This window comes from Pseudoxanthomonas sp. CF125, from assembly GCF_900104085.1.
Classification (GTDB): domain Bacteria; phylum Pseudomonadota; class Gammaproteobacteria; order Xanthomonadales; family Xanthomonadaceae; genus Pseudoxanthomonas_A.
This window is the reverse complement of the sequence record NZ_FNLD01000001.1, coordinates 1,670,375-1,685,460: the sequence shown is the minus strand read 5'-3', so window position 1 is coordinate 1,685,460 and position 15,086 is coordinate 1,670,375. Positions and strand designations below refer to the sequence as shown.

The window sequence follows — 15,086 nt, the reverse complement described above, 5'->3', positions numbered from 1 at the left end:
CGCCAGCCGCGTCGCCTGTCATCTGGCTGCCGCAAAACCGCAACCAGCCTGACGCCCGCCACGGGCAGGCTGCCGGCGAAACCCGCCGAGGGCGGGCTGCGGGACGAGGCTCATGAACACCCTGGAACGGCAACTGGCCGAACGCTATCCGCGCTGGTTCCGCGGTCGTCGCGCCGCCGTCGTGCGGCCATTGCTGCGCGGATTGGCGCAATGGTCGCGGCTGGAGCACGTCTACGGATTCCTGGAAAGCCACGCGCATCTGACCGGCTTCGCCCTGATCGAGGCCGCGCTCGGATTCCTCAATCTGCGCTACACCGTCGACCAGGTGGAACGCAGCCGCATCCCCGCTGCGGGGAGGCTGCTGATCGTCGCCAACCATCCTTCCGGCGCGCTGGATGCGCTGGCGCTGCTGCATCTGGTGGGCAGCGTGCGCACCGATGTGAAGATCGTGGCCAACGATCTGCTCAGCCAGGTGGAAGGCTTGCGCGAGCTGTTGCTGCCGGTGCGGATCCTGGGCGGAAAACCCGGCGCACAAAGCCTGGCGGCGATCGACGAAGCCCTGCGCGACGAGCAATGCGTGATCGTGTTTCCCGCCGGCGAAGTGTCGCGCCTGGGCGCCCGCGGCATCACCGACACGCGCTGGCGCCGGGGCTTCCTGCGTTTCGCCATGGACAACGACGCGCCGGTGTTGCCGGTGCGCATACAGGCGCGCAACTCGGCTTTGTTCTACGGCGCTTCGGCATTGTCCAAACCCATGGGGACGGCGCTGTTGGCGCGCGAGATGTTCAAGCGCAGCGGGCGGCGCATCGTCTTGCGCGTGGGTTCGGTAATGCGTATGGACCGCGCCGCCGAACCGGAAGCGGCCTTGGCGCAGGTGCGCCGCACGCTGTATGCGCTGGGCAGGAAAACCGAAGAGAACGCACCGCCGCCGCAACAGCCGCTCATAGCGCCTGTCGATCCGCACCTGCTGGCCCATGCCCTGCAGGCGCTGGAGATCCTGGGCGAAACCACCGACGGCAAGCGCATCCTGGTGGGTCGCCTGCAAACCGGTTCGCCGCTGCTGCGCGAAATCGGCCGCCTGCGCGAGACGACTTTCCGGGCGGTGGGCGAGGGTACCGGCAACGCCCTGGATGTCGATGCGTACGACGGCTACTACGAACACATCGTGCTATGGGACGCCGCCGCCATGAAGATCGCAGGTGCGTACCGCATAGCGCGCGGGGCGTCGATGCTGGCCGCGCATGGTTTGAAGAGCCTGTATACCGCTTCGCTGTTCCACTACGCGGACGATGTCGTGCCGCATCTGGCCCAAGGCATGGAACTGGGCCGCAGCTTCGTGGCGCCGGAGTACTGGGGAAGCCGCAGTATCGATTACCTGTGGCAGGGCATAGGCGCTTACCTGTGCCGGCACCCTAACGTGCGCTATCTGTTCGGCGCGGTGTCCCTCAGCGCCGCGTTGCCGCTGGCCGCGCGCGAGCAGATCGTCGCCTACTATGCCCGCTATCACGGCGATGCCGAAGGAAGGGCGGTGTCGCGGCATCCCTTCCAGTACCGCGATGCGCCGCCTTCGTTCGGCGAACTCGACGCCGAGACCGCATTCGGCGTGCTGAAATCGAACCTGGACAGCCTGGGCGCCACCATTCCCATGCTCTACAAACAGTACACCGAGCTGTGCGAACCGGGCGGCGCGCGTTTCCTGGCCTTCGGCGTGGATCCTGCTTTCAGCGATTCCATCGACGGCCTGATCGAGGTCGACCTGCAGCGCATCCGCCCGAAAAAACGCGCCCGCTACCTCGAACGGGCCGCACGGCAGGCGGAGGCGGCCGCATGAAGGCGGTGGCTACACCGCCGGTACGGCGCGCGGTGTTCGTTTCCGATGTGCACCTGGGTTCCAAGCACTGCCATGCGGCGGAATTCGCCGATTTCCTGGAAAACCTGCATTGCCGCCAGCTCTACCTGGTAGGCGACATCGTCGATCTGTGGTGGATGGCGCAGAAGCGCGCCGCCTGGAACCAGGCGCACAACCGCGTAGTCGAGGCGCTGCATGCGTTGCGCCGCCGCGGCACCGAGCTGATCTACATACCGGGTAACCACGACCGGCCCATACGCAGGTTCTGCGGGCTGGTGCTGCCGGCCATGCAGGTCCGCCGACGCGCCATCCACGTCACCGCCGACGGCCGCCGCCTGCTGGTCACCCATGGCGACGACTACGATGCGGTCACCCACTTCGGCGGCCTGCAGGAGCGCTTCGGCGACTGGCTGTATTACCGCATTCTGACCGGCAACAAGATCGTCAATGGGTTGCGCCGACGTTTCGGCCTGCGCTATTGGTCGCTGTCCGAATATCTGAAACGGCAGAGCGTCGCCGCCGAACGCTACATCAACCGCTTCGTGCAGGCGGGGCTGGACGATGCGCGCCGGCGCGGCCTGGACGGCATCATCTGCGGACACATCCACCGCGCAGCGCTGGTCCAGCGCGACGGGCTGATCTACGCCAACGATGGCGACTGGGTGGAAAGCCTGACTGCATTGAGCGAGGAAGCCGATGGCAGCCTGTGCCTGCTTTCGCACACCGGCGAGACCCTGGCGGCATTGCCGGCGCGGTTGCGGCTGGTGATGCAGGATCTGCCAAAAGCGGCGTGATATTTTTTCTCTCTGTAGGAGCTGCGTAAGCTGCGACCTTGGATTCAGCGGCTTACGGAAATCGGTTGGAAGTTTCGGTCGCAGCTTACGCAGCTCCTACAAGGGCGAGCTGTTAGCATCTGTGCATGGATTCCATTACCCACCTGTTCCTTGGCGGCGCCATCGCCGCTGCCATCGCTCCCGCCCAACACCGCCGCGCCGCGCTGCTGGCGGGCGCCGCGCTGAACACCTTGCCCGATCTCGATTCGCTGTTCATCGTTTTGTTTACCGACGACCCCGTATCGCTGATGACGGTGCACCGCAGCTTCAGCCATTCGCTGTTCGTGCTGCCGGTGCTGGGCTGGCTGATCTGGTGGCTGTGCGGGAAGCGGGGAAAGCGCGTGGCGGAATCGCCGTCCAGATGGTTCTGGGCCATCCAGCTGGCGTTGGTCACGCATCCGTTGCTGGATGCCTTCACCGTCTACGGCACGCAGTTGCTGTGGCCCCTGCACACGCCGCCGGTGATGGGCTCCAGCCTGTTCATCATCGATCCGCTGTATACGGTATGGCTGTTCGGGGGGTGCGTAGTCGCCTGGTTCGCGCGCGAGAAAGCGCAGGCGCAGCGCGCACTGCTTGCCGGCTTGGCACTGAGCACGGCATATCTGGGTTGGTCGCTGCTGGCCAAGGCGCGGATCGACGACGAAGCCGATCGGGCGCTGGCTGCCATGGGCCTGCAAGGCGCGCCGCGTTTTTCCGTGCCGATGCCGTTCAACACCCTGTTGTGGCGGGTGGTGGCCATGACCCCCGATGGCTACGTGATCGGCGATCGCTCGCTGGTGGCCGACCGTGGCGCCATGCGCTTCAAGGGCTACAAGTCGAACGCACAGGCGCTGGCCGAAGCCAAGGACATCCAGGCAGTGCAGGAGCTGGCCTGGTTCAACCACGGATTCATGCGCGCGCAGGTCCGCGGCGATGAGCTGGTGCTCAGCGACCTGCGCATGGGCCTGGAGCCGGACTACAACTTCAACTTCGCCGTCGCCGTTCGCGAAGGCGGGCAATGGCGTGCGATGCCGCCGCGGCAGCTGCAGGCGGCGTACCGCGCGCCGGTGGCGTCGGGCAAGTTGAAGGATGCGCTGGCCCAGCTGTGGCGCAGAATCTGGCATCAGCCGGAAGCGTGAGCCGCGCCTGCGGCCACGCAATCCAGTTCATCCGCTGCCGAGGCCGGCAGCGCGCTCCAATTCGATTTCTCTTGCCGGGTTACGGCCGCTGGATAGCGGAAGGCGCCCGGACACTGGCAACGCGGGCCGTACTCTGGTTGTACAGCTCGATCCTGCGACCGGCCATCAGATCGTTGTAGCGCTCCTCGCCCAGTGCGTTCCTGAATTGCTTCTGCACGCGGTCGAAGTTGACGCGGTATTCGCCGTAGCCGCTGCGCGCGCCGACTACCATGCGGACGCGTTGCGGGGTCAGGCCGGTTTCATCCGCCAGTTGCCTTACGGTGACCTGCTGCGTGTCGTCGGACGCGGCGGGAATGGGTGCCAGGGTCACGGTGGAATCCTGCGCAGCCGCAGGGGCGGCGATCGCAGCGAGCAGAGTCAGTGCCAGCAGATTTATTTTCATGATGTTCTCCTGAAACTTGGTTCGTCCGTGGAGAGGGGGAGTCCATGTCCGGTGGGGAGTCCGGCAGGATCATTTATGCGCCGGGGGCGCTGGAAAAACGAGTGCCGGAAAGCACCGTTACCTATGCCACGGTTGTCGTTTCGCGATGTCGTTCAATCGCATCGAACACCATAAAACAAGGCGTTTTTTTTTGCGCCCGCTTGCGGCGATATATTAACCATGTCCGGACAACTCTCTCGCCAAGCTCGGCAAAGCCGCTCAGTACACGGTCGCGCGCGCCTGCACGAACGAATAGAAGAACACCGCATCGGGATCGTTCTGCACCTGATGCATTTCACGGCGCACGCCCTCCACCACCTCCTCGGTGACCTTGCCTTCGGCCAGCAATTGATCGGCGGCCGAAAGCAGCAGCTCCTCCCAGAACGCGATCATGGTCTTGCGCCGGGCCGGCTCGCGATTGTCGAAGTGGAAGGTCTTGATCTGCGTGGTCACGTCGCGATAGCCGCCTGCCAGCAGCAGATTGCCCAGCTTGGCGCCCACGAACGGGTCGCCGCCGCTGTCGATCTGGAAATCGTTGAACGCCATCCAGTAGCGCCACACATTGGGCGAATACGGATCGAGCAGGAAGGAGGCGTTCATGACTTCGGTGATGTACACCGGCGAGCCCGGCGACAGCACACGGCGCACTTCGTTGAGCACGCGCGCCGGCGAGGGCACGTGTTCCAGCACCCAGCACAGGAAGGCGCAATCGAAGCTGCGCGGCGCGAACGGTAGATCGGTGGCGTCGGCCTGTTGCAACGCATAACGTCCTTCCAGCCAGGGCATCGCCGACAGCCGCCGGGAGGCGGCGCCCAGCTGCGCGGGGCTCAGATCCACACAGGTCGCATGCAGCGCGGGAAAGCGCCGCAGCAGGATCTCGGTCTGTGCGCCGACGCCGCTGCCCACTTCCAGCAGGCGGCTGGCGCCGGCGTAATCGATGTCGTGGAAGATGGTCGATTCGGCGATCTGGGCCTGCTTCACCAGGCGCGCCTGTTCCACTTCTGAAAAGCCGTGCAGGTATGGGAATTCGGTACTGCTGGATGGATCGCTCATGATGGTTCTCCGGGAAGCACCAGACAAACAAGGAGGCTCCAAGTAAATAATCCCGTTCGTGGTGAGCCTGTCGAACCACGCCCTTGGCGGATTCCTTCAAATGTTACTTATAGATCTTCTCGTGAACAGCGTGGTTCGACAGGCTCACCACGAGCGGAGTTCTTTATAGGACCGGTCCCGGCTTAATCCAGAGCCAGTCATGGTCGGGTTTTCTTCACGCCGCCACCGACAACTCGGGAACGACGCCGGCGATCAGCGCATCGAAGTAATCGCTGGTCAGGCGTATCTGCGCGTCTGCGCTTTCGGCCCGATTGACTACCGCACGGAAGGCCGCGTTCTCCGGCCGGTCTTTGGCGTACCAGCCCAGATGCTTGCGCGCGATGCGCACGCCTTGATGTTCGCCATAGAAATCGTGCAGCGCATGCAGATGGCCCAGCAGGATCTGGCGCACTTCGGGCAGGGTCGGCGCCGGCAACAGATCGCCGGTCCCCAGGAAATGGGCGATTTCGCGGAAGATCCACGGCCGGCCTTGCGCGGCGCGGCCGATCAACAACCCGTCGGCCCCCGTGGCTTGCAGCACGAAAGCCGCCTTGTGCGGGGAATCGATGTCGCCGTTGGCCATCACCGGAATGCGCAACGCGGATTTGATCTGGGCGATCGTGTCGTACTCCGCGACGCCTGTGTACTGCTGGTCGCGCGTGCGGCCGTGCACCGCCAGCGCGGCGATGCCGGCGCCCTCGGCGATGCGGGCGATGCGCAGGCCGTTGCGGTTGTCGGCGTTCCAGCCGGTGCGGATCTTCAAAGTGACCGGCACTTCCACCGCGCGCACCACTGCCTCCAGGATGCGCGCAACCAGCGCTTCGTCGCGCATCAACGCCGAACCGGCCCAGGCATTGCACACCTTCTTGGCGGGGCAGCCCATGTTGATGTCGATGATCTGCGCACCGTGATCGACATTGTGGCGCGCCGCATCGGCCAGCACCTGCGGCTCGGTGCCGGCGATCTGCACGCTGACCGGCGCCGGTTCGCCGATATGGTCCATGCGGTGCAGCGATTTGCGCGTATGCCAGAGCCGGGGGTTGCCGGTGGTCATTTCCGAGACCGCAAGCCCCGCGCCCAACCGCTTGCACAGCTGCCGGAACGGCTTGTCGGTGACCCCGGCCATGGGGGCCAGGATCAGTGCGGGAGTTATCGGATGCGGGCCGATGTGCATACCGGCATTGTAACGGGGCGCTTAAGGGCCGGAGTCGGCAATATCGAAGCGGGCCGCTACTTCGGCCAGGCGCGGCATGGACAGTGCGGCGCCGGCGCGCTCAGTGGACACCGCCGCATAGCGGTTGGCGAAACGCACGTGTTCGGCGAACGCCAGCCCCGCATCACCCGCCAGTGAAGCGGCGAGCGCTCCGTTGAAGGCGTCTCCGGCGCCGGTGGTGTCGACCACTTCGGCGGCCTCGGCGGCAAGGCGGTAATGGGGTTTGGCGTCCCCGCGCAGAGCGTCCTCGGGATGCGACACGAACACGCCTGCCGAACCCAGCGTCACCACCATCGTGCCGTGCGCCAGCAGCTCGCGGCAGAGCGCGTGCAGGCTGACGCCATCGGTGATGCCGACATCGTCCGGCTCGATCTTCTCGCCGATGTGGCGGGCGACCAGGGCGGCGAATTCGGTTTCGTTGGGGGTGAGGATGTCGGTGAGCGCCAGCAGTTCGATGCTGGTCGCAGAGTTGGCGGGTGCGGGATTCAACAGGGTCGCGACGCCATGCGCGCGCGCCAGTTCCAGCGCCGCGACGATGCTTTCGCCCGGCGATTCCAGCTGCACCAGCACCGCGCCCGCAGCGGCGATGGCATCGCCTTGCGAGCGCACGAACGCGGGCGTCAGTGACGCATTGGCGCCCGCGCCGATCACGATGCTGTTGCGCCCATGCGCATCCACATAGATGCCGGCGGTGCCGGTGGGCTGGTCCGATAGCAGATCGCGCAGGTCGACGCCGTCCGCGGTGGCCAGCGAACGCGCCAGCACACCGCCGGGGTCGTCGCCGAGCGCGCAGAGAAAGAGGGTGTCCGCACCTGCCCGTCTGGCGGCGATGGCCTGGTTGAAACCCTTGCCGCCCGGGCCGCTGGCATAACTGCCCGCAATGGTGGCGCCCGGCGCGGGCAATGCTTCGCATTGCCAGACGTGGTCGACATTGAAGGAACCCACTACCACTACCGAAGCCATACGTTTACCCGAAATGCGACAGAACGCCGGCGATGGTCGCAGTCATCAAAGTGGCGATGGTGCCGCCCAGCACTGCGCGCAGGCCGAAGCGCGCCAGGTCCGAACGCCGCTCGGGCGCCAGCCCGCCGATGCCGCCGATCTGGATGGCGATCGAGCTGAAATTGGCGAAACCGCACAGCGCATAGGTGGCGATCAGCTTGCCTTCCGCCGACAGGCTCACCCCTGCGACCTTACCGTTGACTATGTCGGCCAGCTGCAGATAAGCGACGAATTCGTTGATCACGATCTTCTGGCCGATCAGCGAACCCACGGTGGTGGCGTCCTGCCACGGCACGCCGATGACCCAGGCGATGGGCGCCAGTACGTAACCGAAAATCATCGCCAGGTCGGTGGGCTTGCCCAGCATCGCCTGCAGCCCGGTGACTTCGCCGATCCAGGTCAGCGGCCAGTTCACCAGCGCGATCAACGCGATGAAAGCCAGCAGCATCGCGCCGATGTTCAGGGCGAGCCTCAGGCCGTCGCCCGCACCGGCTGCGGCCGCATCGATGATGTTGCTGGAGGTCTTTTCCACTTCCATCTTCACCGTACCGCGGGTCAGCGGCGTGCCGGTTTCCGGGATCAGCAGCTTGGCCACCACCAGCGTCGCCGGTGCAGCCATGATCGAGGCGGCCAGCAGGTGCTTGGCATAGAACGCCTGCTGCGCAGGATCGCCGCCGCCCAGCATGCCGACGTAGGCGGCCAGCACGCCGCCGGCGATGTGGGCCATGCCGCCGATCATCATGGTGATCAGCTCCGATTCGGTCATCTTGGGGATGTACGGGCGCACGGTCAGTGGCGCCTCGGTCTGGCCGATGAACACACTGGCACAGACGCTGGTGGTTTCCGCCCCGGAAACGCGCATGACCTTGGTGATGGCCCAGGCCATCGCGCGCACCACCGCCTGCATCACGTTCAGGTGATACAGCACGCCCATCAGCGCGGCGAAGAAGATGATGGTCGGCAACACCTGGAAGGCGAAGATGAAGCCGTAGGTCTTCACGTCCATCAGGCTGCCGAAGATGAACGACGAGCCGGCATTGACGAAGCTGAGGATCTTGACGAACACCTGGCCCAGCCAGTCGAACACTTCGCGTCCCCCCGGCACCAGCAACACCAGTGCCGCGAACCCTATCTGCAGGGTGATGCCGGTGATCACCAGCTTCCAGTCCACGGCCTTCCGGTTGTTGGAAAACAGGAACACGATGCCGATCAGCACCGCCAACCCGAACAACCCGAATCCGATTCGCCCCAAACCTTCCAGCATGTGCAGCCCCGCCTAGTCCCCGAATCGAAGCAGACTAGAGCAGGGCAGCAGGCTGGGCAAGGCAAATAAGTCCGCGCTTCAGCTTATTCCGCGCACAGCTACCCACACGGCCAGGGCCAGGAACACCATTGCGGCCACGCTGCGGGCGAGTTTCAGCGGGAGGCGGTCGGCAAACCGATGGCCCAGCCAGACCACGGGCAGATTGGCGATCAGCATGCCCAGCGTAGTGCCGGCGATGACCTCCCAAAGGGGCGAATATTTGGTCGCCAACAGCACGGTCGCCACCTGGGTCTTGTCGCCGATTTCGGCCAGGAAGAAAGCGATGGTGGTGGCGATGAACGCACCGTGCGCCGGCAGCCGCTCGCCTTCGTCCAGCTTGTCGGGCTTGAGCGTCCACAAGGCCACGGCCAGGAAGCTGCCAGCGACGATCCAACGCAAGACTTCAGGCGACAGCCATTGCGACAACTCGGCGCCCAGCCAGGCCGAAATCGCGTGATTGATGAGCGTGGCCGCCAGGATGCCGAAGGCGATCGGCCACGGCTTGCGGAAGCGGGCCGCCAGCAGCAGCGCCAGCAACTGCGTCTTGTCGCCGATTTCGGCCAGCGCCACCGTTCCGGTGGAAACCAGCAGGGCTTGCAGGGTGGACATTCATGGACTCCGGGACCGGGCATTCGCGAAGGACGCGAAGGCAAACGCCGCGCAGCCCGGTCCGGGTGAGCGCAACGCCTGCCTACGGTCTTGCCCGACGACGAAGCGGAAGCTTCGGCCCTGCGCACCATGGCGAGGATTCCATCGGGAGATTCCCTCAAGAACACGGCCAAGTATGTTGATGCGCAGACCCCGCACGCGGCGGGTGGGCTACTCCCCGGAGGAGGAAAGTGCGGCGATTGTACAGATGCCTCGCTTGGCATGGGTAAACTCTTCTCATTCGCCAGAACGCTTTGGGAGCAACACGCATGCAATACCGACGCCTCGGTTCCTCCGGCCTGCAGCTTTCGGCGCTGTCCTTCGGCGCCTGGGTCACTTTCGGCGGCCAGATCGGACGCAGCGAAGCGCGCAACCTGATCGCGGCTGCGTACGACAACGGCATCAACTTCTTCGACAATGCCGAGGTCTACGCGAAAGGTGAAGCGGAGAAGGTCATGGGCGATGTGATCGCCGATCTGCGCCTGCCGCGCGATGGCTATTGCGTGTCCAGTAAAGTTTTTTTCGGTGCGGTGGAAGATCCGGGGCCGACCCAGCGCGGGTTGTCGCGCAAGCACGTATTCGAGGCTTGCCATGCGGCATTGCAGCGCCTGCGCGTGGATCATCTGGATCTGTATTTCTGCCATCGCCCCGATCCGGACACGCCGATCGAGGAAACCGTCTGGGCCATGGACGCGCTGATCCGACAGGGCAAGGTGATGTACTGGGGAACCTCGGAGTGGTCCGCCGCGCAGATCAAGGAAGCCGCGCGCATCGCGCGCGCCCATCACCTGCATGCGCCGACCATGGAGCAGCCGCAGTACAACCTGCTGCACCGCACGCGCGTGGAGCTCGAATACGCGCCGCTGTATTCCGAACTCGGACTGGGCACCACCATCTGGTCGCCGCTGGCCTCGGGCCTGCTGACTGGCAAGTACAACGAAGGGGTGGCAGCCGAATCCCGGCTGGGCCAGAAAGACAATGCATGGTTGCAGCGCATGGTGATCGGCGATGAAGGGAGCAGGCGCATCGACCGCGTCCGCCGCTTCACCGCCGTGGCGGCGGAGCTGGGCGAGAAGCCTTCGCAGCTGGCCATCGCCTGGTGCCTGCGCAATCCGCACGTGTCCACGGTGATGCTGGGCGCCAGCCGCACCTCGCAATTGCTGGAAAACCTGGGCGCACTGGAGCTGGCCGGCCGTTACGACGATGCGGTGTGGGCGCGGCTGGAAGTCGCCACGGCCGAATGAACCAAGGCGGCGGGGGTCTTGACGTAGTAATGAGAATCATTATCATCTAATCCTGTTCCCACAGGAGCTACCCCAGATGAGCGCCCAACCGGTCTTCTTTTCCCGCCCCGGACATTCCCATCCGGAAACCGGGGTTCCGCATGAACGCATCGTCTCCCAGCCGGTACGCGTGGAAGAAACCCTCAGCAGCGAACTTCTGCTGAACGGGCGGCGCGAAATCCTGATCAGCCATGGCGATCGCGTCTACCGCCTGCGCCACACCAGCAACGACAAGCTGATCCTGACCAAATAATCCTGCCTGACCCGATTCGCAGGACGTGCCACGCGGGGATCGTGGCGCGTGCCCCTGCACCACAAAACTAAAGCCTCTCTCCACCCGAGCGCCAGCCATCGGTTCGCCAGCTCACCGGGTCACACCTTGCACAGGACCCGTAGAACCGATGAACCGTCCCACCTTGCTTGTTTCCGCGCTATGGCTGGCGCTCGCCGCTACCGCGCATGCGGAAACCGCCGCTGACGCTTCCGCCGATGCAAACGCCGAGGCCAACGAACTCGAACGCATCCAGGTCACCGCCACGCGCAGCGAGCGCGCCATCGGCGACGTTCCCAATACCGTCGATGTGATCGACCGCGAACGCATGGAGACGCTGTTGGTGCGCGATCTGAAGGACCTGTTCCGCTACGAGCCCGGTATCAGCGTAGGCAGCAGTTTCGGCCGCTTCGGCCTGGGCGACATCCGCGTCCGTGGCCTGGGCGGCAACCGCGTGCGCATCCAGACCGACGGCATTCCCGTGTCGGATGCGTTTTCCATCGGCAGCTTTTCCAACGCCAACCGCAACTTCGTCGACCTGGACACCTTGAAGCGTGTGGAAGTCGTGCGCGGTCCCACCAGCTCCCTGTACGGCTCCGATGCGCTGGGCGGCGTGGTCTCTTTCATCACCAAGGATCCTTCGGATTATCTGGAGGAGGGCAAGGACGCCTACTTCGGTTTCAAGATCGGCTACGACAGCAGTTGGGACGGCCTGTTCGGCGGCGCTACCGCGGCGTTCGGCGGCGAGCGCTGGTCGGGCCTGGTGGCGGTGAGTCATCGCCAGGGCCAGGAAACCGAAAACCAGGGCGAAGTGGGCGGTACCGGCAGCGCGCGCACGCAGCCCAACCCGCAGGATCTGGACGGCCGCAGCGTGCTGGCCAAGCTTGTGCTGGAAACGAGCGAGAACCAGCGCTTCAAGCTGACCGTCGAAGGCAACGAAGACGACACCGACACCGACATGTTGACTTCGCGCGGCCGCCAGGCGCTCACCGGCGCGATCAACGATTCGGTCATCGCCCGCGACCACCAATCGCGCGCCCGTGTGTCCTTCGGTCACGAAATGGACGCGATCGACGCCGGCTTCGCCGACCGGCTGGATTGGCAGGTGTATCGACAGGACAGCCAGACCACCCAGTACACACGCGAGATCCGCAGCGGCCTTGCGCCGCCGACGCTGCGCGACATGCGCGAGCGCGAGTTCGATTTCGACCAGCGCGCTTACGGCTTGCAGGCCAATTTCGGCAAAGACTTCAGCACCGGCTCGGCACAGCACGCGTTGTCCTACGGACTGGACGTGTCGCGCACCGAAACCCGACAGAAGCGCGATGGCCTGCGCACCTTCCTGGTCACCGGCGCCACCACCCCGGTGATGTCGCCCGACGTATTTCCGGTACGCGATTTTCCGATCAGCAAGACCACCACGGCGGCGCTTTACGTGCAGGACGAAATAAGCTTCGCCGACGGCGCTTTCCGCCTGATTCCGGCGGTGCGCGTGGATCGTTACGAGCTCAAGCCCCAGGCCGACAACATCTTCACCGAGGACAATCCCGGCGTGGCGCTCAGCGACATCAGCGAAACCAGCGTGTCGCCCAAGCTGGGCGCGGTGTGGCATTTCAACGAAGACTGGTCGCTATTCGGCGGTTACTCCCGCGGGTTCCGCTCGCCGCCTTACAACGACGTGAACATCGGTTTCACCAACGCCGCCTTCGGCTACACCGCCATCGCCAATCCCGACCTGAAACCGGAAACCAGCGACGGCCTGGAAGCCGGACTGCGCTTCTCCAGCGCGGCCGCCTACGCCAGCCTGTCCGCGTACTACAACCGCTACGATGATTTCATCGAGTCGATGCGCTTCATCGGTTTCAACGACGACGGTCTGATGGTGTACCAGTCGCAGAACATCGCCGAAGCGAAAATCTACGGCCTGGAATGGAAGGCCGGGCTTGAGCTGGGCGCACTCTCGGACAAGTGGAACGGCTGGTCGTTGCGTGGCGCCGCAGCGTGGTCGCGCGGCGAGGGTCGTGGTCCGGAAGAAGTGGAGGTTTCGCCGGGCGTAGTCGAGGAGCGGCAGGTCACCCGCAACCTGGACACCGTGGATCCGCTGACCGCGACGCTGGGAATCGCCTACGACCGCGAGAACTGGGGCGCCGAGCTTGCGGGACGTTTCGTAGGCCGCAAGGATCGCGTCTCCGATTCCTCTCTGTACCAGCAAGCCGGTTATGGCGTGCTCGACCTGTATGCGCATTGGGCCTTCGCCCCCGGGGCCACCGTCAACATGGGCGTGTTCAATCTTGCCGACCGCAAGTATTCCGAAGCCGGCGACGTTCCCCTGGTCAACGGCACCAGCACGCTGCTCGACCGCTACACCAGCCCGGGCCGCAACTTCGCGGTCAGCCTGTCGGTGAACTGGTAGTCCATGGCGGCCGCGCTGCCCGGTTTGGCTTTGAGGCATGAAGCGGCCCCGGGTCTGCCGCGCGCCCAGCAACTGGCCGCGCTGGGCACGGTGCTATGCCTGTACCGTCCACAGCAGGGCGGCGAACTGTCGGGCTGGGCGCAAGCGGCGCGGGTGGAATCGCGTACCGGCGTGGACAGCGACGGCCTGCGCGAAAGCCTGCTGTTCTTCGATGCGGAAGGCCGTTGCTGTTGGCGCCTTTACTTGCTGCCCGACAGCGACTTCCTGGCCTGGGACCGACTGCTGGCGTCGCTGCCCTGCCGCGACGAAACCGAAGCGGCGATCGGAGTGGGCGAGCGTCTTTGGCGACGGTTGGCCGGGCGCCTGCGCGGCGAGCACTGGCAGGCGCGCATCCTGACGTTGCACGCCGTGCCCGCCGCGGTCGCCCCGCCCGTGCTGGCCGCCAGTCTGGCGGCAGTGTCGCCTTTGGGGGCGGCCACCGCCCAGCGCATCGCCCAGGCCGAAGGTGCCGACGGCGGCATCCATGCCGATGACTGCTGCTGCGCGCAGTCCTCGCAGGCGGCCATGCAAGGGGCCGCGAAATTCGAGTCGCAGGACGCCCATGCCCTGCCATTGGTCAGGTTCACTTCCAGGAAGACAACATGAAACACCTTCTCAGCATTGCCGCCGTGCTGCTTGCGGCGAACTCCTTCACTGCCGCGGCTCAGGATGCGCCGGCCGACCCGCGCGACCGCCAGTCGATCCTGGCCATGCAGGGCGAATACATCGTCGATTTCGCCTTCGACGAAACCGTATTGCTGCAGCCCGGCTACGAACGCGCCGCGGCGATGCGCAGCGGCGGCAACGAGACGGTGATCGTGGTCGAAGACACTCCCACCAAGATCGTGTTGCAACACATCCTGGTGGATGGCAAGAGCGGCCATGTGACCAAGCACTGGCGGCAGGACTGGGTCTACCAGGCGCCCAGCCGCTTCGAATTCAGCGCCGACCAGACCTGGCAGGTGCGCGCGATTCCCGCCGACAGGAACAAGGGCGCCTGGACCCAGTGCGTGTTCGAGGTCAGCGACGCGCCGCGCTATTGCGGCACGGGACGCTGGGACTACAGCAACGGCATCGCCACCTGGACCAGCGACCTGAGCTGGCGTCCGCTGCCGCGCCGCGAGTACACCAAGCGCAGCGATTACAACGCGGTGTCGGCAATCAACCGGCATACGATCACCCCGGGCGGCTGGACCCACGAACAGTTCAACACCAAGGTGCTGCGCAAGCCCGACGGCACCCAGGTGGAACTGGCGCGCGAGTTCGGCTTCAACGATTACCAGAAGACTACCGAGGTCGACTTCAAACCCGCTTACAAATACTGGAAAGCGACCGCGGATTTCTGGGGCAAGGTACGGATGCGCTGGGACGCGTTCCTGGCCAAGCCGCCGGGCGTGCACTTGAAGACCAAGATCGACGGCATGGCCATGATCATTCCCTTGTTCACCCAGGCTGGCGAGCTTGAGGAAGGCAAGCAGGTCGCCGACCAGGACATCGACAAGGTGTTCGCCGAGTGGGTGGAGCCCGCGCCGGTGAAGTAG

The 15,086-nt window shown here is 65.0% G+C and carries 14 protein-coding genes; 8 read left to right on the top strand and 6 right to left on the bottom strand.

Features of this window, described 5'->3' with window-relative positions; translation table 11 throughout:
- The first annotated feature begins 112 nt into the window (after positions 1 to 112).
- The 3 genes from BLR66_RS07665 (at position 113) to BLR66_RS07655 (ending at position 3,800) form a co-directional block, all read left to right on the top strand.
- Entirely contained in the window at positions 113 to 1,831 is a 1,719-nt protein-coding gene (locus BLR66_RS07665; protein WP_176943792.1) for a bifunctional ornithine lipid synthase OlsF, read from the top strand.
- Positions 1,828 to 2,643: a UDP-2,3-diacylglucosamine diphosphatase gene (locus BLR66_RS07660; protein WP_093282610.1), complete on the top strand. Its 816-nt coding sequence runs from the start codon at positions 1,828 to 1,830 to the stop codon at positions 2,641 to 2,643. Before BLR66_RS07665 ends, BLR66_RS07660 begins: the two co-directional genes overlap by 4 nt.
- A 125-nt stretch (positions 2,644 to 2,768) precedes the next feature.
- The gene (locus tag BLR66_RS07655; RefSeq protein WP_093282605.1) at positions 2,769 to 3,800 is read left to right on the top strand and encodes a metal-dependent hydrolase; all 1,032 of its coding nucleotides are present in this window, start codon (positions 2,769 to 2,771) and stop codon (positions 3,798 to 3,800) included.
- 79 nt (positions 3,801 to 3,879) lie between these two features.
- Here BLR66_RS07655 and BLR66_RS07650 read toward each other — a convergent pair whose 3' ends face one another.
- The 6 genes from BLR66_RS07650 to BLR66_RS07625 form a co-directional block, all read right to left on the bottom strand.
- On the bottom strand, positions 3,880 to 4,242 hold the full coding sequence (locus BLR66_RS07650) for a hypothetical protein (RefSeq protein WP_093282601.1): 363 nt from the start codon (positions 4,240 to 4,242) through the stop codon (positions 3,880 to 3,882).
- Positions 4,243 to 4,500: 258 nt separating this feature from the next.
- A complete protein-coding gene (locus BLR66_RS07645; protein ID WP_093282597.1) occupies positions 4,501 to 5,334 on the bottom strand; it encodes a class I SAM-dependent methyltransferase in 834 nt (277 codons plus the stop codon).
- Between the two features lie 214 nt (positions 5,335 to 5,548).
- Complete coding sequence (gene dusB, locus BLR66_RS07640) at positions 5,549 to 6,547, bottom strand: tRNA dihydrouridine synthase DusB (RefSeq protein ID WP_093282593.1); 999 nt, start codon at positions 6,545 to 6,547, stop codon at positions 5,549 to 5,551.
- A 21-nt stretch (positions 6,548 to 6,568) separates the two neighbouring features.
- On the bottom strand, positions 6,569 to 7,549 hold the full coding sequence (locus tag BLR66_RS07635; RefSeq protein ID WP_093282589.1) for a ribokinase: 981 nt from the start codon (positions 7,547 to 7,549) through the stop codon (positions 6,569 to 6,571).
- Positions 7,550 to 7,553: 4 nt separating this feature from the next.
- On the bottom strand, positions 7,554 to 8,852 hold the full coding sequence (locus BLR66_RS07630; RefSeq protein ID WP_093282585.1) for a NupC/NupG family nucleoside CNT transporter: 1,299 nt from the start codon (positions 8,850 to 8,852) through the stop codon (positions 7,554 to 7,556).
- Between the two features lie 78 nt (positions 8,853 to 8,930).
- Positions 8,931 to 9,500 (bottom strand): TMEM165/GDT1 family protein, encoded by a 570-nt coding sequence (locus BLR66_RS07625; protein WP_218119601.1) that lies wholly within the window; start codon positions 9,498 to 9,500, stop codon positions 8,931 to 8,933.
- Positions 9,501 to 9,808: 308 nt separating this feature from the next.
- Here BLR66_RS07625 and BLR66_RS07620 point away from each other — a divergent pair, with 308 nt between their 5' ends.
- From BLR66_RS07620 to BLR66_RS07600, 5 genes are all read left to right on the top strand, one after another.
- Entirely contained in the window at positions 9,809 to 10,783 is a 975-nt protein-coding gene (locus BLR66_RS07620) for a potassium channel beta subunit family protein (RefSeq protein ID WP_093282580.1), read from the top strand.
- Positions 10,784 to 10,859: 76 nt separating this feature from the next.
- A complete protein-coding gene (locus BLR66_RS07615; protein ID WP_093282575.1) occupies positions 10,860 to 11,075 on the top strand; it encodes a hemin uptake protein HemP in 216 nt (71 codons plus the stop codon).
- 148 nt (positions 11,076 to 11,223) lie between these two features.
- Positions 11,224 to 13,506, top strand: a complete 2,283-nt coding sequence (locus BLR66_RS07610; protein WP_093282570.1) for a TonB-dependent hemoglobin/transferrin/lactoferrin family receptor — start codon at positions 11,224 to 11,226, stop codon at positions 13,504 to 13,506.
- Between the two features lie 3 nt (positions 13,507 to 13,509).
- The gene (locus BLR66_RS07605) at positions 13,510 to 14,151 is read left to right on the top strand and encodes a ChuX/HutX family heme-like substrate-binding protein (protein WP_143014579.1); all 642 of its coding nucleotides are present in this window, start codon (positions 13,510 to 13,512) and stop codon (positions 14,149 to 14,151) included.
- Positions 14,148 to 15,086, top strand: a complete 939-nt coding sequence (locus BLR66_RS07600) for a DUF6607 family protein (protein WP_093282565.1) — start codon at positions 14,148 to 14,150, stop codon at positions 15,084 to 15,086. The genes BLR66_RS07605 and BLR66_RS07600 overlap by 4 nt, the downstream gene beginning before the upstream one ends.

Bases quoted from the DNA above. Each gene is read 5' to 3' on its own strand.
- BLR66_RS07615 (WP_093282575.1), top strand. From the start codon at position 10,860: ATGAGCGCCCAACCGGTCTTCTTTTCCCGCCCCGGACATTCCCATCCG.
- BLR66_RS07645 (WP_093282597.1), bottom strand. From the start codon at position 5,334: ATGAGCGATCCATCCAGCAGTACCGAATTCCCATACCTGCACGGCTTT.
- BLR66_RS07650 (WP_093282601.1), bottom strand. From the start codon at position 4,242: ATGAAAATAAATCTGCTGGCACTGACTCTGCTCGCTGCGATCGCCGCC.
- BLR66_RS07665 (WP_176943792.1), top strand. From the start codon at position 113: ATGAACACCCTGGAACGGCAACTGGCCGAACGCTATCCGCGCTGGTTC.
- BLR66_RS07620 (WP_093282580.1), top strand. From the start codon at position 9,809: ATGCAATACCGACGCCTCGGTTCCTCCGGCCTGCAGCTTTCGGCGCTG.
- BLR66_RS07630 (WP_093282585.1), bottom strand. From the start codon at position 8,852: ATGCTGGAAGGTTTGGGGCGAATCGGATTCGGGTTGTTCGGGTTGGCG.
- BLR66_RS07655 (WP_093282605.1), top strand. From the start codon at position 2,769: ATGGATTCCATTACCCACCTGTTCCTTGGCGGCGCCATCGCCGCTGCC.
- BLR66_RS07605 (WP_143014579.1), top strand. From the start codon at position 13,510: ATGGCGGCCGCGCTGCCCGGTTTGGCTTTGAGGCATGAAGCGGCCCCG.
- BLR66_RS07610 (WP_093282570.1), top strand. From the start codon at position 11,224: ATGAACCGTCCCACCTTGCTTGTTTCCGCGCTATGGCTGGCGCTCGCC.
- BLR66_RS07600 (WP_093282565.1), top strand. From the start codon at position 14,148: ATGAAACACCTTCTCAGCATTGCCGCCGTGCTGCTTGCGGCGAACTCC.
- BLR66_RS07635 (WP_093282589.1), bottom strand. From the start codon at position 7,549: ATGGCTTCGGTAGTGGTAGTGGGTTCCTTCAATGTCGACCACGTCTGG.
- BLR66_RS07660 (WP_093282610.1), top strand. From the start codon at position 1,828: ATGAAGGCGGTGGCTACACCGCCGGTACGGCGCGCGGTGTTCGTTTCC.
- dusB (WP_093282593.1), bottom strand. From the start codon at position 6,547: ATGCACATCGGCCCGCATCCGATAACTCCCGCACTGATCCTGGCCCCC.
- BLR66_RS07625 (WP_218119601.1), bottom strand. From the start codon at position 9,500: ATGTCCACCCTGCAAGCCCTGCTGGTTTCCACCGGAACGGTGGCGCTG.